This window comes from Halarchaeum salinum (assembly GCF_039520965.1).
Taxonomy (GTDB): Archaea; Halobacteriota; Halobacteria; order Halobacteriales; family Halobacteriaceae; genus Halarchaeum; species Halarchaeum salinum.
The window spans coordinates 24,288-49,911 of the sequence record NZ_BAAABL010000051.1; the positions used below are offsets into that span (position 1 = coordinate 24,288).

A 25,624-nucleotide genomic window follows, 5' to 3' on the forward strand; every position below is an offset into this window, starting at 1 on the left:
CCGAGCTTTTGCCAGCGTTGACGAAGTCAGCGTGCAGCAAAATGTCGAGCGGAGAGGTCGTTAGACGCCCGTCGAGTAGCGAAGCAGGCCCGCGATCCCCCCGAAGGCGTTGAGGAGCTGTTCACCCTTCTCGAAGTCCGTGCTGATGAACGTCGTCTCGGTACCGCGCTGGTCCGCGATGTTCATCAGGTGGTCGATGACGTCCTCGCGTTCGCCGTCTTCGACGGTCGCCCCGCACTCCGAGCAGTCGTGTTCAGGGATTTCGTCTGTCCGGCGCTCGATGAGTTCGCGCTCCTCGTGGCCGTTCTCGCACTCGTAGGTGGCGACGTCCTGCCGGAGGTCCTCGCTCAGGAGGAGCTCCTCGACGGACCCCATCACGAGGTTGCGGCGAGTCGCCTCGAAACCGTAGGTGGCGAGGTCGCCGTCGTGGAGCTCCTTGAAGAACTGCTTCATGGCGTTCTTGTCCTCCATGAGCGCGGCCTCGGCGAGTGCCTCGCCACCGGCGTCGACGAGATCGTAGAGGCCGGACTCGTCCGTGTAGGAGACGTCGAACTTCCCGAGGACCTTGTCCTGGAGCTCGTGGTGGAGGTAGTCGCCGTCGAGGAACTCGTCCTTCGTCGGCGAGGGCCCACCGACGAGCACGCCGTCGAGTTCGTGGCGGCGATCGACGAAGAGGTCGTTCGCCATCCCCGCGACCTCCTGGTAGAAGTTATCAATGGCCTCGAGGCGCAGGCGTGCGAAACGCTGGGCGGATTGGCCCCCTTTGCGCTGCTTGCCGGGGACGAGTGAGGAGGCGGACTTCACGGGTTCGACGCGCTTGCCCTTCAGCCACCCGACGTTCGCCTCGCGGCGGTCGAGGACGATGAGCCCATAGAGCCCCTTGTCCGCGAACATGTTCTCCAGGGGCTCCGTGAGGAACGCGCTGTCGCAGTGGTAGCGGAACGACTGGACGGGCTCGGGCGGCGACTCGATGACCTCCGTCACCATGTCCGTCTGGCCGCCGCCGACATCGATCGACCCCGAGAAGAGGATCATCCCGTTCTCCGGCGGGAAGGTATCGTAGTAGCGCAGTCGGTCCTTGATGGACGTCAGCGCGTCCTGCACTGCGGTTCGGGTTTGTTTCGACTTGATGTTCGAGGCCTCGGAGTGTTCTTGGGTGACGTGTGCCACCACGTCCGAGACCTGCTTATCCTCGGGGACGTAGATCGAGACGAGTTGCGTCCCGCTCCCGGAGTAGTCCTGGAGCTTCTCGATGACCTTCCGGAACTCGTACTTCCGGCGGTCCTCGGACGCTTGCTCGCCCTGCTGCTCGCTCATTACGCGGTACTAGGGGTACGTATCGGTAAGTACCCTGCGACCCACGACCTTTTCCTGCGCTCGCCTTCGGCTCGCTGGGAAAAGCTCGACCAAAAGCCGTCGTCACCTCCTTCGGAGGTTCCTTGGCGAACGCTATCCCCGTGGATCGGCTCAACGGGTTTCGTCGTGGAAAAGCCGTTCAGTAGATATGCGTGTCGAACGCCAGCGTTCGCGCGAACGAGCGGTCCGAAGGACCCGGTAGTGAGCGCGATTCACCGCGAGCCGGAGGCTCGCCGCCTTTTTCACCCATCTTTTTCCCGCTCGGGTTCGCCTCCGGCGAACCCGAGCGGGAAAAAGATGGTCTACATCGAGCTCGGCGCGTCGATCCCGAGGACGTCGAGGGCGTTGGCAAGCGTGTTGCGTGCGCTCGCGACGAGCGCGAGGCGCGCGCCGCGGAGGGCGGGGTCGACGTCGTCGGCGAGCACCGGGCACTCACGGTAGAAGGTGTTGAACGCGTCGGCGTACTCGCGGGCGAAGGTCGCGATCTGGTGGGGCTTTAGGTCCTTCGCGGCGGCGTCGATGACGCCCGGGAAGCGCGCGGTCTTGCGCAGGAGTGCGATTTCCGCCTCGTCGTCGAGGAGACTCGCGTCCGCCTCGACAGGCACGTCGGCGTCGTCGAGGATACCGCAGGTACGCGCGTGTGCGTACTGGATATATGGCGCGCTCTGCGCTTCGAAGTCGAGCGCCTCGTCCCATTCGAACGTGATCGCCTTCGAGGGCTGCTTGGAGACGATGTCGTAGCGGACGGCCCCGACGCCGACCTGTTCGGCGATACGCTCGACGTCGTCGGCGTCGATGTCGTCCTCACGGATGCGGTCGTCGAGGCGCTTTTCGACCTCCTCGCGGGCGCGCCCGATGGCCTCGTCGAGCAGGTCGTCGAGGTCGATCCCAGTGCCCCGGCGGGTGCTCATCTTCCCCTCGGGGAGGTTGACGTAGGAGTAGATGACGGTCTCGAGTTGGTCGGTATCGTTCCCGAGGAGTTCGAGGGCGGCCTGGAGTTGGCCGGCCTGGAGTTTGTGGTCCTCGCCGAGGACGGTGACCGAGCGGTCGTAGTGGTCGAACTTCCACTCGTGGTGGGCGAGGTCGCGCGTCGTGTAGAGGCTCGTTCCGTCCGAGCGGAGGAAGACGAGTTTCTTCTCGTACCCCCACTCAGCGAGATCGAGTTGCCATGCGCCCTCCTCGAGGACCGCCTCCTCGCTGTCCTTGAGGCGTTCGGCGAGCGCCGTTGTAGAGCCGTCGCGCATGAACTCGGTCTCCTTGACGAACTCGTCGAACTCCGCGGGGAGGCGAAGGAGGCATTCACGCATCCCGCCGAGGACCTGATCAACGACGCGCTGAACGCGCTCGTAGGTCTCCTCGTCGCCGTCTTCGAGGCCCTGGAGGATGGACTGGATCTCGCCCTCGGCCGCCTCGACCGCCTCGTCGTCGGCGTCTTCGAGGTAGGCGTTGCCCTTGCGGTAGTAGCGCACGAGGTCGTACTCGACGCGCCCGCGCTCGGGCTCCGCATCGAGATCGGCCTCGTCGAACGTCTCGTAGGCCCATGTGAAGACCGCCATCTGGCGGCCGGCGTCGTTCACGTAGTACTCGGTGGTGACGTCGTGGCCGGCGTAGTCGAGGAGGCGCGCGACGGCGTCGCCGACGATTGGGTTGCGCGCGCGTCCGACGTGGACCGGGCCGGTCGGGTTCGCGGAGGTGTGTTCGACGAGGACGTCCTCGCCCGTCGCAGGGAGTTCGCCGTAGCCGTCGCTTCGTCCGGCATCGAGGGTGTCGGCGTAGTACGCGGGCGTCGGGAGGACGTTCACGTAGGGGCCCTGCGCGCGGACCTCGCGGACGTACTCGTAGCCCTCGGCGTCGACGGCATCGGCGATACGGGCGGCGACTTCGGGTGGAGCCGCGCCTCCCTCGCCCGCGAGGCGGAACGCCGCGCTGGAGGCGACGACGGCGTCCACGCCCTCGGGGGGCTCCTCGATACCGAGGTCGTCCGTCGGCAGGTCAAGGGTTTCGAGCGCCCCGGTGAGGGCGGCCTCGACCTCCGAGCGGAGTGCAAGGAACATGCTACGGCCTGCGGCGTGCGCGCTCAAATGGTTTCCGAAGGTCGGTTCGCCGGTTCCGCGTTCCGCCGTGCTTTTCCCCCCGCACGCCGCGTGTACGGGTATGCCCGAGCAGGTGGATTCGCCGAGCTACCACCACGAGAACCACACGGCCGCCCAGACCTGTGGATGGACGGCGAACGCCCTCCGGGGAGAGGGCACCTGCTACAAGCACGCGTGGTACGGGATCCGCTCCCATCGCTGCATCCAGATGACGCCCGTAGTTCGCTGTAACGAGCGCTGTGTCTTCTGCTGGCGCGACCACAACGGCCACGCGTACGAACTCGACGGCGTCGAGTGGGACGACCCCGAGGCGGTCGTCGACGCCTCCATCGAGTTGCAGAAAAAATTGCTCTCGGGGTTCGGCGGGAACGACGAGGTGCCCCGGGAGCGCTTCGAGGAGGCGATGGAGCCCAAGCACGTCGCGATCTCGCTCGACGGTGAACCGACGCTCTACCCGTATCTGCCCGAGCTACTGGACGCGTTCCACGACCGCGGGCTAACGACGTTCCTCGTCTCGAACGGCACGCGCCCTGAAGTGCTGGCGGAGTGTGACCCCACGCAACTGTACGTCTCCGTCGACGCGCCCGAGCGCGCGACGTTCGACGACGTCGTGGGCGCAACGGAGGACGACGCGTGGGAGTCGTTGATCGACACGCTCGACGTCCTCCACGAGAAGGACGAGACGCGCACGGTCCTACGGACGACGCTCGTGAACGGCGAGAACATGACGAACCCGGACTGGTACGCGGGCCTCTACCGGCGTGCGGACCCGGATTTCGTCGAGCTGAAGGCGTACATGCACGTTGGTCACTCACGCGGCCGCCTCGACCGGAACTCGATGCCGTCCCCGGAGACGGTCGAGTCGTTCGCGGAACGCGTCGGCGAACACATGCCCGACCACCCGGTTGTGAAGGTCCAAGAACCCTCGTCGGTCGCGCTGCTCGCACGCGACGAGGAGACGTGGGTGCCCGAACTCGCGCCGGGCGGTGGCTTCTACGATTAACCCAGTTCTGAGACGCATCCCACAACCATTATGCTCGGCCCGCCCGTACTGCGGTGTATGTCACGGGCAACGCTCGCGGTCGGGTACGACGAGCTCGCCGCGTTGAAGCTCCTCGCGCTCGACGGCGCGCGCCGCGGCGAGGTGAAGGCCTCGTGTAGCGATCTCGCTGACCGTCTCGACGCCTCCACGCAGACCGCTTCTCGACGCCTCCAAGCGCTGGAAGAGGCCGGTTACGTCGATCGGGAGGTCGTCAGCGACGGCCAGTGGGTCACGATCACCGACGACGGTGAGCGCGTCCTCCAGCGCGAATACGAGGACTACCGCCGGGTGTTCGAGGAACCCGCGGACCTCGCGCTGAGCGGACGCGTCACCGGTGGGATGGGCGAAGGACGACACTACATCTCGCTGCCCGGTTACAATCGGCAGTTCGAGGACCGCCTCGGCTACGAGCCGTTCGCGGGGACGCTCAACGTCGAACTCGACGAGCCCTCGCGGCGCGCGCGCTCCGCCATGGAGTCGCTCGACGGCGTCGACATCGACGCGTGGGAGGATGACGAGCGGACCTACGGCTCTGCGACGTGCTATCCCGCCACGCTCGAGACTGACGACGGTTCGTACGACCCCGTCCACGTCATCGTCCCCGACCGCACCCATCACGACGAGACGAAAGTCGAACTCATCGCCGCGGACAAACTCCGCGACGAACTTACCCTCGACGACGGCGACGAGGTGATCGTCCGTGTCGCACAGTGACGGCGTGAGTAGTGACGCCGAGACGAGTACAGACGCTGACGCCCCGGCTGACACTGCGCACGCCGGCGATACCGCGAACGCCGACGATACCGCGAACGCCGACGATACCGCGAGCACCGGCGACGCTGCGCACGCTGACAACACTGTAAACGCCGCCGTCGCCGCCCTCGAACGCGGTGAACCGGTGCTCGTTCACGACGCGGCCGACCGCGAGGGCGAAGTCGATCTGATCTACCACGCCGCGGACGTTACGCCCAAGGCCGTTGCCCGAATGCGCACCGACGCCGGCGGGCTGATCTGTACCGCCCTCTCCCACGACGTCTGCGAGGCGTTCGACCTCCCGTTCCTCGCGGACGCGCTTGAGCACCCTGCCGTCACGGACGAGAGCCTCGACTACGACGAGCGCGCGTCGTTCAGCCTCACCGTCAACCACCGCGATACGTACACCGGGATCACCGATGACGATCGCTCCCTGACGATCACGGCGCTCGCCGACGCCGCCGCAGACGCTGGCGCGGACGCCGGCGCGACAGACTTCGCTGCCACCTTCCGCGCGCCCGGACACGTCCACCTCCTCCGCGGCGCGCCGAACGGGCTCGCGGACCGCGAAGGCCACACCGAACTCGGCCTCGCGCTGGCCGAGGCAGCCGATCGCCCGCCCGCCGTCGTCGTCTGCGAGATGCTCGACGCCGAGACCGGTGAGGCGCGCACGCCCGCCGACGCTCGCCGCTACGCGGAGGAACACGGCTTCGTCTACGCTGAAGGTCGCACCCTCCTCGATGCGCTTCGTCGCTAACGAGGAACGTTCATTACGGCGGCCGAACATCGTTGCGCTATGCCCGGCTTCGACGAGATGCGTGCCGAACGCGACTCTCTCGACACCATCTGGATGAACGGCGAGTTCACCGACTGGGAGGACGCAACTACGCACGTACTCACTCATGGCCTCCACTACGGTACCGGCGTCTTCGAGGGCGCGCGGTGTTACGACACCGAGAACGGCCCCGCGCTCTTCCGCTGGGACGCGCATGTCGATCGGCTCTTCGACTCCGCGAAGCCCTACGACATGGAGATCCCCTTCTCCAAGGACGAACTCACCGAGGCCACCCTCGAACTCATCGAGCGAAACGAGCTCGAATCCTGCTACATCCGCCCCGTCGCCTACTACGGCTACGATCAGCTCGGCGTCTCCCCGGGCGACTGCCCGACCGACGTCGCCATCGCCGCGTGGCCGTGGGGCGCGTACCTCGGCGAGGAGGCCCTCCAGAACGGGATCGACGTCATGATCTCCTCGTGGCGCAAACACGCCTCCAGTCAGATCCCGACGAACGCCAAAACGAACGGCCTCTACGTCAACAGCCTCCTCGCCGGCGAGGAAGCCCGCCGCAACGGCTACGAGGAGGCTATTGTCCTCAACAAGGAGGGCAACGTCGCCGAGGGCCCCGGCGAGAACGTCTTCATGGTCCGCGACGGCGAACTCTACACGCCCTCGCTCGCCGAGAGCATCCTTGACGGCATCACCCGCGACACCGTCATCACGCTCGCCGAGGAGCGCGACATCCCCGTCCACGAGACTGCGGTCTCGCGCGGCGAACTCAACACCGCCGACGAGCTCTTCTTCACCGGGAGCGCCGCCGAAGTCACCCCCATCCGAAAGGTCGACAACGTCGTCATCGGTGATGGCAGTCGCGGCCCGGTCACCGAGGAACTCCAACAGGCCTTCTTCGACCTCGTCGACCGGAAGACGGACGCACACGACGACTGGTTCACCTACGTCTAAACTACGACCTTTATACTCGAGCTTTTGCTCCGATCGCCGGCGAAGCCGGCGCTCGGCAAAAGCTCGGCCAAAAGCACTCCTCCTTCGGTCCGCTTCGCTCCCCTCAGTCGTCGGCCTCGCGGCGAAGCCGCGAGTGAACCGTGACCCTACCGGGCTCTGACGAGCCACTCGGGTCACGGACGCGAGCCCCGTGGTTCGTTCTTCGGTCCCAAACGTTCAAACCCGAAGCCGGGACTACGTCGTTCCGTGCTCTGAGAGCCGCCACGGGACGCCCAGCGAAACCGGCGACGCACCGTCCCGTGGAAAACGCATGTGTCGTCTGTTCGCCCTTACCCCCAGTTTTGTGACTACACCGCACGACGGTCGGTTGCCCGAGGGGAGACCTACCCCTCGCGCCGCAGGCGCTTCACGACGAACGCTTGGTCGAGATCCGCGAGGAACTGCCCCAGCTTCGGGCCCTGCTCCTCGTCGAAGAAGAGCCGATAGCCGGTGGCGAAGAAGTCGCCGATGTCGATGTCGTGGCGCTTTGCGGTCTCGTAGACCTCGCCCTGAAGGCTCTCGCCGTCCGGGTTCTCCTCCTCGATGAAGGCCGCGAGCTCGTCGAGCGCCGCGGCGGTCTCCTCGTCCACGTCGACCGCCGGCATCGTTTCGCGCTCGATCCGGTAGTTGTACTGGTTGTCCGTGCGCTCCGCCCACGTCCGCGCGCGCTCGACGCGTTCGAGGGCCGCGTCGACGGCCGCTTCGCTCGCATCCGCGGGGATATGCCCCTCGCGGCGTGCGATCTCCTCGCGCAGCTCCGGGTCCTCGGTCATTCCGAGAACCGCCGCGAAGGTGTACGGGAGACGGATCGGTCGCTCCGCCGGGACCTCCCTGACGACGAACGGGTAGATCCGCTCGGCACGCTCGACCTCGCGCTCGCTCGCGTCCTCGACCTCGCCGTAGTAGAGGCGCTCGAAGCGGTCGAACTCGTCGACGAGGAGGTCGATACGCTCGGTGGAGAAGTCGCGTGCGCGCTTGGGGTCCTTCGCGAAGAAGTAGCGCAGGACGTCGCGCTCGACGAGCTCGAGGACGTCAGAGACGAGCACGACGTTCCCCGCAGAGGAGCTAAAGGGCTCGCCGTCGAGCGTGAACCACTCGTAGACCATCGGCGTCGGTGGCTCGATTTCGAGGAGGGTCGCGGCGATGTCGGAGCCGGACGGCCACGAGCCCTCGGCGTGGTCCTTGCCGAACGGCTCGAAGTCGACGCCGAGGACCTGCCACTGCGCCGGCCACTCGAAGCGCCACGGGAGCTTCCCCTCTCGCACGGTCGCCGTTCCGCGATGCCCGCAGCCGTCGATGGTTTGATCGCCGGCCTCCATATCGGTGCACTCGTAGTCGACGGTGCCGGCGTCGGCGTCGATGGCGGTAACGGTCTCCGTCACCTTCCCGCAGTGCTCGCAGATCGGGTTGAACGGGACGTACGTCTCGTCGACCTTGTCCTGGTACGCACCGAGGACCTCGCGGGCGTCGTCGGCGTTCGCGAGGAGGTGTCGCGTGACCGCCTCCAGTTCGCCGTCCTCGTACAGGACGGTGTTCGAGATGGTTTCGACGTCGACACCGAGGAGGTCGGCCGAGCGCTCGATGAGGTTCGAGAAGTGCGCCCCGTAGGAGTCACAGCAGCCGAACGGGTCCGGAATGTCGGTGTACGGATGGCCGAGGTTTCGGCCGAGCGCGCCCGCGTTCACGTCGCCGAGGTCGACGATTTCGCCGTCGAGGTCGGCGAGTTTGCGTGGCAGGCCCCGGAGCGGATCGCGGTCGTCGGCGGTGAAGAGCTGTCGGACCTCGTGACCGCGCTCGCGGAGCACCGCGGCGACGTAGTGGCCGCGCATGACCTCGTTCATGTTCCCGAGGTGGGGCACGCCGGAGGGCGAGATCCCGCCCTTAACGACGATCGGGTCGTCCCCGCCCCGCGCCTCGACGGCGTCCGCTACTTCGTCGGCCCAAAACGTCCGCTCGCCGGTGAGCGTCGCGTGTGGGTCGTACTCGGCGTCGCTCATTCGTTCTGAACCCAATAATCGACACGCTCCTCGCTGCCCTCGGGGACGATATCGGTCCCATTGTGCTCCCCGCGGAGGACGGCGTCGAGGACGGCCGTCGGCTCGGTGCCGTCCAGGACGATCCCACGGACGCGCGAGCGCTCGATGAGCTTCGCGGCGAGCAGATCGACCGGTGCGGAGCTGCCCGCGCTCATCTCGATGTCGGCGATGGCGTCGACGAGCTCGCCCGGCGTGATGCGGTCGTAGCGCTCCGCCGAGTCGTCGGTCTTCGGGTCGGCGCTGAACACGCCGGGGACGCTCGTCGCGTAGACGAGCAGGTCGGCGTTCGTGTACTCGGCGAGCGCGGCACTGACGGCGTCTGTCGTCTGGCCAGCGGTGACGCCGCCCATGATCGCGACGTCGCCGCGTCGCATCGCCTCGCCAGCCTCCTCGTAGTCCTCGGCGGGACTCGGCGCGGCGTCGTCGCCGAGCGCGGCGATGAGGAGCTGGGCGTTCAGGCGCGTGACTGAGATACCGATGTCGTCGAGTTCGACCTCGTTCGCCCCGAGATCACGGGCGGTCTCGATGTAACTGCGCGCGACGCCGCCGCCGCCGACGACGACCCCGACGGAACAGCCCGCATCGACCAACCGGTCGATGACGTCGGCGTACTGCTCGACCCGTTCGTGTGCTAGGTCGGGCGCGAGCACGCTCCCGCCGACGGAAACGACGACTCTCATACTACCGCGGGATAACCCTGTCGCGGCCTTAAGGGTTGTCAAGCGGCGATAGCGAATGCCGTCGAAACGGACAAAGCGCCCGCCCACCTCCCGTGTCGTATGTACGTTCTCGACGTCGCGACGCCTCCGGGACGCGATCCGACGAGGATCGTCGACGCGCTCCGCGAGCGGCTCACGGACGCGGGACCGGTCGCTGTCGTTCGGCGTGATCCGTCGATACGCTCCGCGAGCGACGCTCACACGACTGTCCGCCTCGGCGAGGGATATCGTCGAACCACGACCGCCGCACGCGCGTCACTCGCCGAGACGCTCGACGACCTCGCGCGCGAGCACGACTTCGCGCTCACGGTCGGCTTCGACGACGCCAACCTCCCCCGGCTCGCTGTCGGCGACGCTACTGTCGACGACCCGGTCGCTCGCACCGATGACGTCGCGTCCCTCGACGCTGACGCCGTGCTGTCCGCTCTCCACGAGACCGAACCCCACGAGTCGCTGGCGTCGCTCGTCGCGACCGCGAAACGCGCCGCGGACGAGCGCTTCGCCGGCGCGATCGCGACGTTCACGGGACGGGTCCGCGCCCAGGAGGACGCCGACGACGAGCCGACCGAGGCCCTGACCTTCGAGTCGTACGCGGACGTCGCTGCCGAGCGACTCGCCGACATCCGGGCGGACCTCGAATCCCAAGAGGGGGTCTACAACGTGCTGTTCCACCACCGGACCGGCCGGATCGAGGCCGGTGCGGACATCGTCTTCGTCGTCGTGCTCGCCGGCCACCGCCGTGAGGCCTTCCGTGCCGTCGAGGACGGCATCGATCGCCTCAAGGACGAGGTCCCGTTCTTCAAGAAGGAAGTCACCGTCGACGACGAGTTCTGGCGACACGAACGCGACGCCTGACGCGCGCCCGCACTGATCCGGCCGTTCGACCCCGACTCCTCACCCCGTATGGCCGTCGTGGAGGGCAAAATAATTCACACAATAAGGTCGGAAACAAATATTCTGGAGTGTTTATAAAACGTCTAGGCGGATGTAATAGTTCAGTAAAACATCCGTGAAACGACGCTGAAATGGCCCGTGACCCCGAAAGCGGCGCGAAACCACACTAACGTTCCTCCCCTTATACCGTCGTCCGGGAACAAGAGGGTAGTAGTCATGAGCGCAACTGCGCAGTCCCCGACCGCGTCGGACAACGACAAGGAAACCCGGCTGCTCTCGTACCTGCGCGAGAAGGCCGCCGACGGCGAGCTCTACTTCAAGAGCAAGTTCATCGCCGACGACGTCGAGCTCTCGACGAAGGAGATCGGGGCCCTGATGGCGAAGCTCAGCGACTCGACCGAGGAGCTCGATCTCGACATCGAGAAGTGGTCGTACACGTCCGCGACAACGTGGCGGGTCCAGAACGCGTAGACGCACCACCGACCACGAGCACCGCCAGCCGCCCGATCGCCCCTCCACCGTCGGCCACCACGGCCGCCGATCCGAAGCTCCTTTTTCCACCGTCACCGTCACAGCTACTCGTGTCGTTCGTCTCCGCGCTGACGTCGGCGATCCTTCCCGTTCTCCTCGTCGCCGGCGTCGGCTTTGTCCTCGGACGAGTTCGTAACGTGCAGGTGGACGCGCTCGGGACGGTCGCCGTCTACGTACTCATCCCCTGCCTCGTCTTCTACAGCCTCGCGACGACGTCGCTCGGCGGCGGTGCAGTCGTCAAGATCGCCACCGGCGTCTTCGGCTACGTCGCCGTCATGACCGTCGTCTCGTCCGGGGCCGCACGCGTCCTCGGGATCGACGAACCGCACCGGGGGGCGTTCGTTCTCAGCTCGACGTTCCCGAACGCGGGCAACTACGGGATCCCACTCGCACGCTTCGCGTTCGGCCCGATCGGACAGAGCGTAGCAGTACTCTATATCGTCGCGCTGGACGTTCTCCAGTACACGCTCGGGGTCTTCCTCGCGGCCCGCGGCGGTGAGGGCGACCTCCGGGAGGCCGTAACGATGGTCTTTCAGCTCCCGCTCCTGTACGGGCTCCTCGCCGCCGGAGTCGCGCGGTACTTTGACGCTGTTCCGCCGACCGACACCGGGTTGATGCAGACGATCCAGCTCGTCGGTGACGCCGCAATCCCCGTCATGTTGCTCATGCTCGGGATCCAGCTCGCGAACACCCGCTCGGGGCCCTCGATTACCCGCGCCGGCGTCCCGACGGCGTTGAAACTAGGCGTCGCACCCGTCATCGCGCTCGCGCTCGCGATCCCTCTCGGGTTCGCCGACAGCGACGTCGCACATGTCTTCGTCCTCGAGTGTGCGATGCCCGCGGCCGTCACCCCGCTCGTGCTCACCATCGAGTTCTCCGGCGACGCCGACACGTCGTTCTCCGCCCCGGAGTACGTTAGCACCGTGATCTTCACCACGACGGTCTGCAGTATCGCTACGCTCGCCGTCCTGATCTGGGCACTCCGTGGGGGACTTCTCTGGATTTAAACGGGCGGACACCGTTCTCTCGGTATGTCCGCCGACCCGCTCGACGACGCGCCCGCCCCCGGCGCGCTCTCGTCGGTGTTCTCCGTCTACGAGGTCGTGCGCGAGGACGAGACGGTCGTCTACTACGGTGAGCCGCTCGTCGATCGCCAAACCCTCCAGCGAACCGTCCTCCCCCTGTTCAGCGATCACGGCTACGACGTCCGGATCGAGGAGCGGCCGGGCGAGACTACTCTCGCCGCCACGCCCACGAGCGACGACGCCGCCGACCCCGGATTCCCGTGGACGAACGCCGCCCTCGCCGCGCTCACTGTACTCACGACGCTCTATGCCGGCGCACAGTGGTATTACGTCGACGACCTCCTCTCCCTCGACGTCCTCCGCGCGGTCCCGTTCGCCCTCGCCGTAATGGGCGTTCTCGGCGTCCACGAACTCGGCCACTACGCGATGACGCGCTACCACGACGTCGACGCCACCCTCCCGTACTTTATCCCCATCCCGTTCTCGCCGATCGGGACGCTCGGTGCAGTCATCCGGATGAAGGGCGTGATGCCCGATCGGGAGGCGCTCTTCGACATCGGTGTCGCCGGCCCGCTCGCGGGCCTCGTCGCCACCGTCCTCGTCACCGCGATCGGGTTGGTGCTCCCGCCGATTAGCGTTCCCACCGTCCCGACGACCGGGATCGCGATCGGCTTCGGCAACCCTCCGCTCCTCCGCCTCATCGCGTGGGTACTCGGCCAGCCGCTGTCGTACGGTGAGGGCCTCGCCGTGAACCCCGTCGTCTTCGGCGGGTGGGTCGGGATGTTCGTCACCTTCCTCAACCTCCTCCCCGCCGGCCAACTCGACGGCGGCCACATGATGCGCGCCGTCTTCGGCCCCACCTACGAGCGCGCCGTGCCACTCGTCCCCGCCGCGCTCTTCGGCCTCGCCGCGTACGTCTACGTCGTCCGCGACGCGACCAACGCTGCCGTCGTCTGGGGGATGTGGGGGCTTATTACGTCGTTCTTCGCATTCCGAGGGTCCGCTCGCCCGCTCTCTGAGGACGGCCTCGACACGAAGCGCCACGCTGTCGCCGCCATCACCCTCTTCATGGGCCTGCTCTGCTTCATGCCGGTTCCAATCCGGCTCGTCGGCTGAACCGGCCCCCTGTTTGGCGATCGAGTCACTCGCCGTGTAGACCGGGAGGCGTCACTCGCCGTGCGTGTATCCCCGATCCGCAAGCGGATCGCCGTCCATCGTCACACCTGACTCCGTGACGTCGCCGACGACGCTCAGGGGCACGTCGAGCGCCGCTCGCGCCCGTGTGAGTGCGTCCGCCGGGAGCGTGCACACCAGCTCGAAGTCCTCGCCGAACGTCGTCGCCCGCGCCGATCGGTCCTCGCCCCCGAGCGCGTCGTGGATCGGGACGGCCGCGCTCGCCACGTCGAATCCAATTTCGGAGGCCTCGGCCAACTGGTGGAGCGAGCGCGCCAATCCGTCGCTCGAATCCATCATCGCGCTCGCGTGCTCGCGCAGCGCGACGCCCGCCCGCACCCGTGGCGTGAATCGGAAGAGCTCGTTCGCGCGCTCGGTCTCGCCCGCCTCGAAGGCGTCGAGCGCCGCCGCGCTCCGCCCGAGCGCGCCCGTCACCGCGACGACCTCCCCGGCGCTCGCCCCGTCGCGTGACACCGGTGCGTCCGTCTCCCCGAGCGCCGTCGTCGCCACGGTGAACTCGTCGTGGCCGTCGAGATCGCCGCCGACGTACTCGGCCCCGACGCGGTCGCAGACGTCGAGCGCACCGCGTACGAACGCCTCGACATCGTCGGGGTCGAACGTCGGTGCGCCGTAGACACCGACCGCGCCCGTCGCCGTCGCGCCCATCGCCGCGACATCCGAGAGCGACGCCCCGACCGCGCGCCACCCGGCGGTGTAGCGTGTCGTGCCGGCGGGGAAATCCGTCGTCTCGTGGAGCATATCGATCGTCACAACCGTCCCTCCGAGCACCGCCGCGTCGTCGCCCGCCGCGTCCACCAGATCGCCGACGAGGCCGAGCGCGGCCCGTTCGTCCATACGCTCACCCAGCGTGCCGCCGGCAAAACGCCACCGCTTCGCACACTCTCGGTCGGTGCCTTTAGACGATCGCCGGCTGTCGGGTCGAACGAATGGATTTCGACTCGCGCGCGATCGCCCTGGGGTTCGCCGTCGTCGCCGCCGTCCTCGCCCTGCTCCTCTGGGTCGTCGGCATCGACGACATCGCCCGGACGCTCGCGCTCCTCAAGCTCCGAACGTTCGCCGCCGTCCTCGCTGTCGGCCTGGCGTGGCTCGTCGCGTGGGCGCTCGCCCTTCGGCGCGTCCTCGATGCACTCGACGTCGCAGCGAGCGCGTGGGACGCGTTCCTCCTCTACGCCGCCGCGGCCTTCGCCAACAACATCACGCCGTTCGGACAGGCCGGCGGCGAACCCTTCAGCGCCCTCCTCATCTCGCGCGCCACCGAGAGCGAGTACGAAACCGGCCTCGCCGCCATCGCCAGCGTCGACACCCTCAACTTCGTCCCCTCGATCGTCCTCGCGCTCGTCGGTCTCACCTACTACGTCGCCCGCTTCGCCGCCGGCGACAGCGTCCAACTCGTCTTCGGCGTCGTCGTCGCGCTCGCCGTCATCGTTCCCATCGTCGCCGCGCTCGCGTGGCGCTACCGGACGACCACGAAGCGTCGCCTCGTCGACGTTATCCATCCAATCTGGTCGTTCGTCGGCCGCCACCTTCCACGCATCTCCGCGCCGGGCCGCGACGCCATCCGCGCGCGCGTCGACGGCTTCGTCACCGCCATCGAGCGCGTCGCCACCAGCCGCCGCGACCTCGCCATCGCGATCACATGGTCCGCGCTCGGGTGGCTCTGCCTCTGTCTCGCGCTCTATCTCTCCCTGTGGGCGCTCACCCCCACGACGGACGTCAACGCCGCGATCGTCTTCATCGCCGTCCCCGTCGCAACTATCGCGAGCGTCACGCCCCTCCCGGGCGGCGCGGGCGGCGTCGAGGCCGCGCTCGTCCTCCTCCTCGTCCCCACGACGGGCGTCGCCGCCGCCACTGCCACCTCCGCCGCGCTCGTCTTTCGCGCCGCGGTCTACTGGGCTCCGACCGTCCTGGGCGGCGGCGCGGCCGCCTGGCTCGAGCTCCGCGCGCGGCGCTAACGATGCCTTTAACCCTCGGCAACCACCAGTAATCGCGTAATGGCAACCCTCTACGATGCCCCGACGGACGAGCTCATCGACGCACTGGCTGACGAACTCGACGACGTCGTCGAGGCCCCCGCGTGGGCCGAGTTCGCGAAGACGGGCCACGACCGCGAGATGCCCCCCCAGCAGGACGACTTCTGGGCGCGCCGCGCCGCCAGCCTCCTCCGCAAGGTCGCCGTCGACGGTCCCGTCGGCGTCGAGCGCCTCAGCACCGAGTATGGCTCCCTCACGAAAGGCTCGACGCGCTACCGTGTCGCCCCCCGACAGAAGACCGACGGCTCCAAGAACGTCATCCGCACCATCCTCCAGCAGCTCGAGGACGCCGACCTCGTCCAGCAGCAGGGGTCGGAGGGCCGTATCGTCACCGGCGAGGGCCGCAGCCTCCTCGACGACACCGCGGGCGACGTCCTCGAAGCGCTCGATCGGCCCGAGCTCGAACGCTACGCCTGAACCTTTTGCAGCGCGCGCGAAGCGCGCTTGCAAAAGCTTCACCAAAAGCCCGTCGCACCCCCTTCGGGGGTGCTCGGGCCTCGCGCTAGCGCGCGAGTGAATCGCGGCACGGACGGCCCGAAGGATCTGCCCGTGCCGCGAACGATCGCCCGCTGATCGCTCCCGACGCGTGGCCTCGTCAGCCCGCGTGCGTCGGACCGCCGTCTCGCACGGCGGCACCCCGCTCGTAGAGGGAGTCTGTTTTCGCCCTTACCATTCTGTGTTCGCGAGCCGATGGCTCGCGGTCTTTTTGGTCCAGCTTTTTCGAGGAGTGGTCGGCGTCGCCGACCCGACGAGCAAAAAGGTGGGAGGCTGAGTCTGTTTTCGCCCTTACCATTCTGTGTTCGCGAGCCGATGGCTCGCGGTCTTTTTGGTCCAGCTTTTTCGAGGAGTGGTCGGCGTCGCCGACCCGACGAGCAAAAAGGTGGGAGGCTGAGTCTGTTTTCGCCCGTACCATTCTGTGTTCGCGAGCCGATGGCTCGCGGTCTTTTTGGTCCAGCTTTTTGACTGTGCGGTCTCCGTTCCGTACCGCGAGCGTAGAGCGCTCGCGGGCGTTTTTCGTGCAGGGTTTTGCGGGGACGGTGCGCCTGTGGCGCACCCGACCCGGAAAACGGTGCGTGCTAAGACTTTTTCCCGCTCGAACGTCTACACGGGTGTATGAGTGAGAACCCTGACGACGATCGACTGGAGGAACTCCGCAAGCAGAAGCGAGAGCAGCTGAAACAACAACAGCAGGGCGGCGGCAACGCGGGATCGGGTGCGAACCCCGAGGCCCAGCAGCAGGCCCAACAGCAGGCTGAAGACCAGAAGAAGGCGATGTTGCGCCAGTACCTCTCGGACGGCGCGCGCCGCCGGCTGAACTCGGTGAAGATGAGCAAGCCCGACCTCGCCGAGCGCGTCGAACAGCAGGTCGTGGCCCTCGGTCGCTCGGGACGCCTTCAGGACCAGCTCGACGAGGAGCAGATGAAGGAGCTGCTGCGCGAGCTGAAACCGGACTCGAAGGACTTCGACATCTCGCGCCGATAGAAGGCGGAACGCTTTCCGCACTCGGCGGGGTCGCCCCTGTATGGTCCCCGGCCTCTTCCCCGCCCTCGCCGCCGCGCTGCTGTGGGGCGGCTACCTCTACTCGCTGAAGCGGTATTTCTCGGGCTACTCCGGTGCGGTAATCGCCGTCGTCGTCAACACGATCGCGACCGCGTGGTACCTCCCGGGGGCGTACGCCTACCTCGGGGGATTCCCGACACTCCCATCGTTTTCGGCGTTCGGGGTCGCGATCGTCGGCGTCACGGTAGCGTTCGCGGCGCTGGGCTTTTTGCTGGTGACGCGCGCGCTCGCGGCGGGCGACGTGACGCTCGTCGCGCCGGTCGCGAAGATCGTGCCCGTCTTCGTCCTGCCCCTCGAACTCCTCCTCCTGCCGGTGGCCCTCGGGCCGTTGCAGGTGGTCGGAATCGGCGTCGTGACGGCGGCCGTCTACCTCGCGAACTACGAGGGTGGGCGCGTCCTCGATCCGCTGCGCAACCTCACGCGCTCGCACGCCGTGCGCCTCGCGCTCCTCTCCGCGGCGTGTTACGGTGTTAGCGACGTGGCGAAACGCGTGGCGTTGCAGGACGTCGGCGTCCCGACGGCGTACTGGGTGATCGTGAGCCTCATCGGCCCGGCGTTGCTCCTCGCGCCCATCGCGGCCCGTGACTGGCCGGATGAGGGGCTCCGGGCGGACCTTCCGTTGTTCGTCGGGATCGCGGTCGTCGTGGCGCTCGCGCGCGTCGCGACGACGCTGTCGTTCTCGGTGACCTCGGCGAGCGTCGCCGCGACGATCATCAACGCCCAGTCGGTCGTGGCGGTCGTCCTCGGTGGCGTCCTCCTCGCCGAGGAGGGATTCCGGACGCGGTTGGCGGCGTCGGCGCTCGCCGTCGCCGGGATCGCGCTGATCGCGCAGTGACGGCGTCGAAGGACAGGCTTCAAGCGCGTCCCGAGCGAATTTCGGGATATGTACGACCGGCTCAAGGGGTTCCGCGATTTCTACCCCGGCGAGATGCGCGCGCGGCGGGAGGCGATGGACGCCGTCGAGGACGCGGCGCGTCGCTACGGCTTTCGCGAGATCGGCACGCCCGCGATGGAGCGCGCGGAGATGTGGACGGACAAATCCGGCGACGAGATCGTTTCCGAACTCTACGACTTCGAAGACCAGGGCGGTCGGCACGTCACGCTGACGCCCGAACTGACGCCGACGGTGGCACGGATGGTCGTCGCGAAACAGCAGGCGCTCTCGAAGCCGATCAAGTGGTACTCGACGCGGGACTTCTGGCGCTACGAGGAGCCTCAGTCGGGGCGCAACCGCGAGTTCTACCAGACGAACGTGGACGTCTTCGGGTCGAGCGAGCCCGAAGCGGACGCGGAGGTGCTCGCGACGGCGGCGGACGCACTCACGTCGCTCGGCCTCACGGGCGAGGACTTCGAGTTCCACGTCAGCCACCGGGACGTCCTCGGCGGCGCGCTGGAGAGCTTCGATGCGGACGTGCAGGTCCGGGACGCGATCCGCGTCGTCGACAAGCGCGCGAAACTCGACTACGACGACTACATCGACCGGCTCGCGGGCACCGGGCTCTCCACCGCGCAGGCGGAGGCGTTTGACGACGTGATCGCGTCGAACGACCTCGATGACCTCGTGGACTTCGCGGAGAGCGAGCGCGTGACGGACGCCGTCGAGAACCTTCGTGCGGTACTCGCTGCGACGGAGGACTACGGTGTGCGCGAGTACGTCGACGTCTCGCTCGCGACGGCGCGCGGCCTCGACTACTACACGGGCGTCGTCTTCGAGTGCTTCGACTCGACCGGCGAGGTCGGCCGCTCGGTCTTCGGCGGCGGGCGCTACGATGATCTCATCGAATCCTTCGGCGGCCAGCCAACGCCCGCGGTCGGCTTCGCCACGGGCTACTCGACGCTCCCCCTCCTCTGTCAGCGCGCCGGCGTTTGGCCCGAAGAGGAGATCCGAACGGACTACTACGTGCTCTCCGTGGGTGACGTTCGCGATGTCGCCGCGCGCGTCGCGCGGGACCTCCGCGATCGCGGGCACGTCGTCGAGACCGACGTCTCGGGGCGTTCCTTCGGTGCGCAGATGAACTACGCGGACTCGATCAACGCGGAGACGGTCGTTATCGTGGGCGAACGCGATCTCGCCGACGGCAACGTGACGGTGAAGGACATGGCGTCGGGCGACCAGACGCAGGTTCCCGTCGATGCGTTCCCCGGCGAGCACGACGAACCGCGCCACGACGACTTCGCGTAGGCGTCGAGGATGCGCCGCGCGTTCCGCCTCGCCTACGACGGCCGACCGTTCCACGGCTTCCAGCGCCAGCCGACCGTTCCGACGGTTGAGGACGCGCTCTTCGATGCGCTGCGCGCGCACGGGGTCCTCGGCATGGACGCGGACAAGCCGACCGGCTACGCGGCCGCGGGACGGACGGATGCGGGCGTCTCCGCGCTCGCGCAGACGGTAGCCTTCGACTGCCCCGAGTGGCTGACGCCGCGCGCGCTCAACGCCGAACTCCACGACGCCGTCTGGGCGTGGGCGCACGCGGACGTTTCGGACGCCTTTCACGCCACGCACCACGCCGTCGCGCGCGAGTACGTCTACCACCTCTACGCACCGGACGCGGCCCTCGAACGCGCCCACGCGGCCGCTCGGCGACTCTCCGGCGTACACGACTTCCACAACTTGACGAGCGACGATACCGGGACGGAACGCGACCTCGCGCTCACTGTCGATCCCGACGGTGACTTCCTCATCCTACGGGCGCGCGCCGGTGGCTTCCCCCGCGGGTTCGTCCGCCGCGTCGCGTCGCTCGTACGGAGCGTGGCGACGGGTGCGGTCCCGCCGGCGAAGGTCGAACGCGTCCTCGCCACCGCAGCGCTTCCCGGCCACGCGGGCGTCCCCGAAGCGCCGCCGGAGCCGCTGGTCCTCGCGGCGGTCGACTACGACGGCCCGCGATTCGAGGTCGAGTTCGAGCGCGACGGGCGCGCGGCCCGCGACACTCGTGCGTTCTTCGCCGACGAGCGCGCCGAGCACCGTGCACTCGTCCGCGTCGCTGGGACCGTTGTCGAGGGCGTCGACTCTGAACGGTGAGGAACGCTTAACAGCGCCGCAGTCCCTGTGTCAGCCTAATGAGTACCGTCCCCGAGCGCGAGGAGATCGACGCGGCGGACAAGTGGGATCTGAAGAGCGTCTATGACTCGACCGAGGCGTGGGAGGACGACTTCGAGCGGGCGAAAGCGGATATTGAGGAGCTCCGTGACTACGAGGGACGCGTGACCGCGGACGGCGAGACGCTCCTCGAGTTCTTGGAGGCGTACGAGGACGTCGCGCGCACCGTCTCGACGCTCGCGGCGTACGCCCGGATGCGCGCCGACGAGGACACGCGCGATCAGGAGGCCCAGGCGCTGAAGTCGCGGGGCTCCGCGCTCGCCTCCAAACTCTCCTCGGCGACGAGCTTCCTCGAACCCGAACTCCAGTCGCTCGATCGGGACGAACTCGATCGGATGGTCGCGGCCACGGACGGCCTCGAACTCTACGAGCACTATCTGGACGACGTCTTCCGGATGAAGGCGCACACGCGCTCGGCGGAGGTCGAGGAGGTCATCTCGGAGTTCGGCGAGGTCATGGGCGCGCCCGGCGAGGTGTACGGGATGCTCACGAACGCCGATCTGGAGTTCCCGACGGTGGAGGGGCCCGCCGGCGAGGACGTCACGATCACGCAGGCGAACTTCACGACGCTCCTCCAGGAGCGCGACCGTGAGTTCAGACAGACGGTCCACGAGTCGTTCTATGACCGGATCTCGGACGTTCGGAACACCATCGGTGCCTCGTTGCAGTATTCGACGAAGGGGGACGTGAAGCGCGCGCAGGTGCGTGGCTACGACACGGCGCGCGAGGCGGCGCTCGACGGCCCCAACATCCCCGTCGAGGTGTACGACAATCTCGTGGAGACGGTCCGGGGGAACCTCGATGCGCTCCATCACCACGCCGACCTGAAGCGCCGAGCGCTCGACGTCGACGACCTGGAGATGTGGGACCTCTACATGCCGTTGACGGACGCCGAGGAGCCCGACATCGACTACGAGCAGGCCCGCGAGTACGTCGTCGAAGCCGTCGCACCGCTCGGTGAGGACTACCAGGAGCGCGTCGCGGAGGGGTTGGAGTCGGGGTGGGTGGACGTCTACGAGAACGAGGGCAAGCGCTCGGGGGCGTACTCCGGCGGGACGTACGACACCCAGCCGTTCATCCTGATGAACTACCAGGGCGACCTCGACTCGGTGTACACGCTCGCGCACGAGCTCGGCCACTCGCTGCACAGCCAACTGTCGAGCGAACACCAGCCCTACGTCTACAACGACTACGAGATCTTCGTCGCGGAGGTGGCCTCGACGGTCAACGAGAGCCTGCTGACGCAGTATCTCCTCGAGCACACCGCTGATGAGGCGCTGCGCGCACACGTCCTCGATCAGTACCTCGAACGCTTCCGCTCGACCCTCTTCCGGCAGACGCTGTTCGCCGACTTCGAGCACACCATCCACACGATGGAGGAGAACGGCGAGCCGCTGACGCCGGACGCCCTCGACGCCGAGTACGGAGATCTGAAACGCGAGTTCTACGGGGACGCGCGCGTGGACGACCACATCGCCCGCGAGTGGATGCGCATCCCCCACTTCTACTACAACTACTACGTCTACCAGTACAGCACGGGGATCAGCGCCGCGGTCGCGCTCACCGAGGGGATCCTCGCAGGCAAGGAGGGTGCCGCGGAGGCGTACATCGACTTCCTGACGCGTGGCTCGACCGAGTACCCGCTCGAACTGCTTCGCGACGCCGGCGTCGACATGTCCTCGCCGGCCCCAATCGAGTCCGCGATCGGCGTCTACCGGGAGTATCTCGATCGCGCCGAGGACCACCTCCTGTAACCGTTCGCCGGGGGGTGTGTCCGTGACCCAAAGGAACTTCTTTATGCGGTGCCTAGTACGGCCAACGGATGTCTCGTAGCCCTACTCTCCCTGACCGGCCGACGCTCGAGCTCGATCCCGAATCGAGCCCGGAAGAGCGGTTGGCGGCGCTCAGAGACCACCTCCGCCGGCTGGTCGACGTCAACGACCAGCTCGAAGAGCAGCTTTCGGCGGTGCGGGATCATCGTGCCGACCTCCGCGAGGACGTCGACGACCTTCAGCGTGAGAACGAGACGCTGAAGACCGCGTCCCTCTACCTCGCCACCGTCGAGGACCTCTCCGAGGACGGCGCGGTCGTCAAGCAACACGGGAACAACCAGGAGGTGCTGACCGACGTCTCCGATCGGACGCGCGATCGCGTCGAGGTCGGCGATCGCGTCACAATCAACGACTCGTTCAGTATCCAGGGCGTCCTCGACGACGAGACGGACGCCCGTGCGCAGGCAATGGAGGTCGATCAGTCGCCGTCCGTCGAGTACGCGGACATCGGCGGCCTCGAGAAGGAGCTCCGCGAGGTCCGCGAGGCCGTCGAGGACCCGCTCGTCAACCCCGAGCAGTTCGAGCAGGTCGGCGTCGAACCGCCGAGCGGCGTGCTCCTCCACGGCCCGCCGGGCACCGGGAAGACGATGATGGCAAAAGCCGTCGCGAACGAGACTGACGCGACGTTCATCAAGATGGCCGGCAGCGAGCTCGTCCAGAAGTTCATCGGCGAGGGCTCCCGGTTGGTCCGTGACCTTTTCGATCTCGCCGAACAGGAGGAGCCCGCGATCCTCTTCATCGACGAGATCGACGCCGTCGCCGCGGAGCGGACGGACTCGAAGACGTCGGGTGACGCGGAGGTCCAGCGGACGATGATGCAGCTCCTCAACGAGATGGACGGCTTCGACGAGCGCGGCGACATCCGCATCATCGCCGCCACCAACCGTTTCGACATGCTCGACTCCGCCATCCTCCGCCCGGGTCGCTTCGACCGGCTCATCGAAGTGCCCGAGCCCGACCAGGAGGCCCGCGAGCGCATCCTCGACATTCACACGCGCGGGATGAACCTCGCCGAAGCTGTCGATTACGAGGCACTCGCACGCGATACCGAGGGGTTCAGCGGTGCGGAACTCGAATCGCTCACCACCGAGGCCGGGATGTTCGCCATCCGCGACGACCGCGAGACGGTGACGATGGCGGACTTCGAGGACGCCCTCGCGAAGATCCAGCGCGAGGAGGAGAACGGGACGCCGGGCTACGCCGCCTACGTGCAGTAGGATTTCGACACTTCTTCACCCGATCGGCCGATAGACGCCGTATGGCTACGATACGCGTCGTCTGGGGGACGGGCACGGCCCCCACGGCGATGGCCGCCTACGACGCGGCGCTCGCCGACGCGAGCGTCCACAACTACAACCTCGTCGCCGTCTCCTCCGTGATTCCGGCGGACGCAACCGTCAAAGCCGTCGGTACCGCACCCGATCTCGGGCCCGCGGGCGAGCGCTTGACGGTGGTCGAGGCGCACGCGAACGCCGCCGGACCCCGCCACGTCTCCGCCGGGCTCGGCTGGTCGCGCGAGACCGGTGGGCCGGGGCTCTTCTACGAAGTCGCCGACGAGACCGATCCCGACGACGTCGAAACGCGGGTCCGTGCCGGCCTCGATGCGGGGCGCGACCTGCGCGACTGGGAATTCGACGGCGAACACGTCGAGACGGCCAGTATCGAAGCCGACGCCGGCGAGTACGCGTCGGCGGTGGTCGTCGCTTGTTACGGCGAAAGCGACCCCATTCTCTGAGGGTGGGGGAAGGCATTTCAACCGCGTAGCCCCTGTTCGTGTGTATGAACGGTAATACGCCGTACGCCGGACCGGGCGGGAACCCGACGGACGACGACGAGGCGGCGTTGACGCCGGAGCAACGCCGTGCGCTCCGCGACAGTCTCGCGCGGATCGCCGCCGAGACCCGGACGTATCTCCCCGACGAGTACATCGTCGGCGCGGAGATCGGGCAGAATCAACAGGGGACGCACGCGACGGTCGCCGTCCGCCCGCCGGCCGGTAACCCGGTCAGCGCCGGGTTCACGCCCGAGTTCGACGAGAACGACACCGACCTCGTGCCCGCGGACGAACGCGCGGAAGTCGCACAGGGGCTCGCCGCGTCCGCGGCGCTCCAGGTGAAACAGGCGTTCCAGCAGCGTTCGGACGATCCGATCGCGAAATAACTAGCTCGCCTGTCGGCCGCCACCGCGTTCGATCGGGGGATCACCAAAAATCGCGTAGCCGAGCGTACAGAGCGCACCGACGCTCCCGGCCGCCACACCCGTCTGGATATCGATCCCGGTGGCCATCCCGGCGATCGCCCCGCCGAGAAGCGTGAGCGGGATCACTGCGAGCACGAGGTCGTAGCGCGTCGCCACCGGTTCGCTCGCGGTGCGTTCGATGGGGGTCGGTTCGTCACTCGGCATACCTACTCGTGCGGTAATACGGGAGCGATCCCCGAAAACGTTGTGGCAGGCTGTCAGTTCTACTTGCCCCAGAAATAAATTCAGGTGGGTAGCGAAATTATAGACAAAGGTGGGGCTACGTGCGTGCGCAGGAACATCATAATGCAGTATTACACTATTATGGTATATTACAGTAATGTGGCTCTCATATTGATAGTATATCAGACGTATGGTGTACCCCACTAATGTTATTCCATATTACTGGATCGGGCGAGTGCAAGCGCATTATGCGCCTACGAGGGTGCGTGTAAAGGAGATTCGAGGGGAAGTTTCTCAGATAGGTGGAAAATGGGGGTGGTCGTGGAACTCTCGTCGGCTCTGGTCGCTCGTGGAACCAACCGCAGGGGTAGGTTCCCCTCGCTCCCATCACCGCCATCGAGTATCCACTCAATCGGAGGGTGACACAACAACAGCAAAAGAGGGTCGGAGGGGGGAAGTCTCTTGATCTACTCTGGGTGTGACTGTACTTACAACTGTGTGTTGTTCATAGGAGTCCGAGAAAGAGCCATAGGGACCATTTAATAATTTTTGAGTGGTATTGGTCATATTACACCTAAAGTCGCTTAGAGAGCATCCTATGGAATATTCACTATGCTACCCTTAATCCCCATCTCCATCGAGGGAGTGTACTGCTCCCACCTGTTACCATGATCGTTAGTCCACTCTCTAATCTTGACCCCCCATCTCTTTCCCACAGGTGGGTCGTCACATGGCCCTACTAATCTAAAGGTAGGCCACTCACACCATTATCGCCACCGTCGAGAGTCAAATAGCACCCCAGTACCATCAAAACAGATAACTTAAGATTATCAGTCTATCTGGTACCACTATTCCCTCAGTATGGTACCACATGGGGGTGCAACCACCCTTATTTTCACTACTATATCCCCGAATACTCCACTCCTATCAGAATTTAGAGTGATGTGGTCGACGTAACCCCCATAATTATGCTATTGAGGCACACACATCTTAGCACGTCAGTAAAATGAAGGGAGGACTCTGAGCATGGCCATAATCCAGCATCTCGCCGCGGTCCTCATGTTTCCCCTCATTTGGATATTTCTCAGTCAAGAAAGTGGGGAGAAAAGCATCGGACTTTTCATACTCATAATCATCTGTGCCTTTATCGCAACACCATAGGACACGGTTCTACCCTTACTATACGTATGGGTGAGGGTGTCATAGAAGTCTTCACACACTATAGTAGAGTTTCTAACTGTTATAGAGCGTTACTAGCTTA

General features: G+C 66.5%; 24 protein-coding genes. 18 read left to right on the top strand and 6 right to left on the bottom strand.

All coding sequences use genetic code 11. The features are described 5' to 3' along the window. Nucleotides 1–60 precede the first annotated feature (60 nt). Complete coding sequence (prf1, locus tag ABDZ36_RS09190) at nt 61–1,317, bottom strand: peptide chain release factor aRF-1 (protein ID WP_211313059.1); 1,257 nt, start codon at nt 1,315–1,317, stop codon at nt 61–63. Nucleotides 1,318–1,658: 341 nt separating this feature from the next. After that, entirely contained in the window at nt 1,659–3,410 is a 1,752-nt protein-coding gene (gene argS / locus ABDZ36_RS09195; RefSeq protein ID WP_211313058.1) for an arginine--tRNA ligase, read from the bottom strand. 100 nt (nt 3,411–3,510) lie between these two features. Between argS and twy1 the strand changes: the two genes are divergently transcribed. Genes twy1 through ABDZ36_RS09215 form a run of 4 tightly spaced genes read left to right on the top strand, consistent with a single transcriptional unit; the run spans nt 3,511 to nt 6,985 of the window. Beyond that, nucleotides 3,511–4,452, top strand: a complete 942-nt coding sequence (gene twy1, locus ABDZ36_RS09200) for a 4-demethylwyosine synthase TYW1 (RefSeq protein ID WP_211313057.1) — start codon at nt 3,511–3,513, stop codon at nt 4,450–4,452. Between the two features lie 57 nt (nt 4,453–4,509). Next, nucleotides 4,510–5,205 (top strand): DUF120 domain-containing protein, encoded by a 696-nt coding sequence (locus tag ABDZ36_RS09205; protein ID WP_211313056.1) that lies wholly within the window; start codon nt 4,510–4,512, stop codon nt 5,203–5,205. 4 nt (nt 5,206–5,209) lie between these two features. Continuing rightward, nucleotides 5,210–6,001, top strand: a complete 792-nt coding sequence (gene ribB, locus ABDZ36_RS09210) for a 3,4-dihydroxy-2-butanone-4-phosphate synthase (protein ID WP_211313092.1) — start codon at nt 5,210–5,212, stop codon at nt 5,999–6,001. 39 nt (nt 6,002–6,040) lie between these two features. Next, the gene (locus ABDZ36_RS09215) at nt 6,041–6,985 is read left to right on the top strand and encodes a branched-chain amino acid transaminase (RefSeq protein ID WP_211313055.1); all 945 of its coding nucleotides are present in this window, start codon (nt 6,041–6,043) and stop codon (nt 6,983–6,985) included. A gap of 383 nt (nt 6,986–7,368) precedes the next feature. On the opposite strand, the gene lysS is transcribed toward ABDZ36_RS09215, so the two are convergent. Next, entirely contained in the window at nt 7,369–9,021 is a 1,653-nt protein-coding gene (gene lysS / locus ABDZ36_RS09220; protein WP_211313054.1) for a lysine--tRNA ligase, read from the bottom strand. Further along, a complete protein-coding gene (pyrH, locus tag ABDZ36_RS09225) occupies nt 9,018–9,740 on the bottom strand; it encodes a UMP kinase (protein ID WP_211313053.1) in 723 nt (240 codons plus the stop codon). Before pyrH ends, lysS begins: the two co-directional genes overlap by 4 nt. A 99-nt stretch (nt 9,741–9,839) precedes the next feature. On the opposite strand from pyrH, the gene ABDZ36_RS09230 reads away from it, so the two are divergent. From ABDZ36_RS09230 to ABDZ36_RS09245, 4 genes are all read left to right on the top strand, one after another. Continuing rightward, nucleotides 9,840–10,634: a molybdopterin synthase gene (locus ABDZ36_RS09230; protein WP_211313052.1), complete on the top strand. Its 795-nt coding sequence runs from the start codon at nt 9,840–9,842 to the stop codon at nt 10,632–10,634. Nucleotides 10,635–10,889: 255 nt separating this feature from the next. Further along, nucleotides 10,890–11,144 (top strand): DUF7123 family protein, encoded by a 255-nt coding sequence (locus tag ABDZ36_RS09235; protein ID WP_211313051.1) that lies wholly within the window; start codon nt 10,890–10,892, stop codon nt 11,142–11,144. A gap of 110 nt (nt 11,145–11,254) precedes the next feature. After that, nucleotides 11,255–12,211 (top strand): AEC family transporter, encoded by a 957-nt coding sequence (locus ABDZ36_RS09240; protein WP_211313050.1) that lies wholly within the window; start codon nt 11,255–11,257, stop codon nt 12,209–12,211. 24 nt (nt 12,212–12,235) lie between these two features. Next, on the top strand, nt 12,236–13,345 hold the full coding sequence (locus ABDZ36_RS09245; RefSeq protein ID WP_211313049.1) for a site-2 protease family protein: 1,110 nt from the start codon (nt 12,236–12,238) through the stop codon (nt 13,343–13,345). 51 nt (nt 13,346–13,396) lie between these two features. Here the strand turns inward: ABDZ36_RS09245 and thiL are convergent, their stop codons facing one another. Further along, the gene (thiL, locus tag ABDZ36_RS09250; protein WP_211313048.1) at nt 13,397–14,257 is read right to left on the bottom strand and encodes a thiamine-phosphate kinase; all 861 of its coding nucleotides are present in this window, start codon (nt 14,255–14,257) and stop codon (nt 13,397–13,399) included. Between the two features lie 92 nt (nt 14,258–14,349). On the opposite strand from thiL, the gene ABDZ36_RS09255 reads away from it, so the two are divergent. From ABDZ36_RS09255 to ABDZ36_RS09300, 10 genes are all read left to right on the top strand, one after another. Next, nucleotides 14,350–15,375: a lysylphosphatidylglycerol synthase transmembrane domain-containing protein gene (locus tag ABDZ36_RS09255; protein WP_211313047.1), complete on the top strand. Its 1,026-nt coding sequence runs from the start codon at nt 14,350–14,352 to the stop codon at nt 15,373–15,375. Between the two features lie 39 nt (nt 15,376–15,414). Beyond that, the gene (locus ABDZ36_RS09260) at nt 15,415–15,870 is read left to right on the top strand and encodes a 30S ribosomal protein S19e (RefSeq protein ID WP_211313046.1); all 456 of its coding nucleotides are present in this window, start codon (nt 15,415–15,417) and stop codon (nt 15,868–15,870) included. Nucleotides 15,871–16,566: 696 nt separating this feature from the next. After that, complete coding sequence (locus ABDZ36_RS09265; RefSeq protein WP_211312391.1) at nt 16,567–16,935, top strand: DNA-binding protein; 369 nt, start codon at nt 16,567–16,569, stop codon at nt 16,933–16,935. A gap of 40 nt (nt 16,936–16,975) precedes the next feature. Further along, nucleotides 16,976–17,848: an EamA family transporter gene (locus ABDZ36_RS09270; protein WP_211312390.1), complete on the top strand. Its 873-nt coding sequence runs from the start codon at nt 16,976–16,978 to the stop codon at nt 17,846–17,848. Between the two features lie 48 nt (nt 17,849–17,896). Continuing rightward, on the top strand, nt 17,897–19,195 hold the full coding sequence (hisS, locus tag ABDZ36_RS09275) for a histidine--tRNA ligase (RefSeq protein WP_211312389.1): 1,299 nt from the start codon (nt 17,897–17,899) through the stop codon (nt 19,193–19,195). A 9-nt stretch (nt 19,196–19,204) separates the two neighbouring features. After that, nucleotides 19,205–20,032: a tRNA pseudouridine(38-40) synthase TruA gene (truA, locus tag ABDZ36_RS09280; RefSeq protein ID WP_211312388.1), complete on the top strand. Its 828-nt coding sequence runs from the start codon at nt 19,205–19,207 to the stop codon at nt 20,030–20,032. 38 nt (nt 20,033–20,070) lie between these two features. Beyond that, on the top strand, nt 20,071–21,864 hold the full coding sequence (pepF, locus tag ABDZ36_RS09285; protein WP_211312387.1) for an oligoendopeptidase F: 1,794 nt from the start codon (nt 20,071–20,073) through the stop codon (nt 21,862–21,864). 68 nt (nt 21,865–21,932) lie between these two features. Further along, complete coding sequence (gene pan2 / locus ABDZ36_RS09290; RefSeq protein ID WP_211312386.1) at nt 21,933–23,159, top strand: proteasome-activating nucleotidase Pan2; 1,227 nt, start codon at nt 21,933–21,935, stop codon at nt 23,157–23,159. A 41-nt stretch (nt 23,160–23,200) separates the two neighbouring features. Next, nucleotides 23,201–23,677: a pyruvoyl-dependent arginine decarboxylase gene (locus ABDZ36_RS09295; RefSeq protein ID WP_211312385.1), complete on the top strand. Its 477-nt coding sequence runs from the start codon at nt 23,201–23,203 to the stop codon at nt 23,675–23,677. Nucleotides 23,678–23,721: 44 nt separating this feature from the next. Further along, the gene (locus ABDZ36_RS09300) at nt 23,722–24,102 is read left to right on the top strand and encodes a DUF5811 family protein (protein ID WP_211312384.1); all 381 of its coding nucleotides are present in this window, start codon (nt 23,722–23,724) and stop codon (nt 24,100–24,102) included. Here ABDZ36_RS09300 and ABDZ36_RS09305 read toward each other — a convergent pair whose 3' ends face one another. After that, a complete protein-coding gene (locus ABDZ36_RS09305; protein WP_211312383.1) occupies nt 24,103–24,345 on the bottom strand; it encodes a DUF8015 family protein in 243 nt (80 codons plus the stop codon). Nucleotides 24,346–25,624: the final 1,279 nt, after the last annotated feature.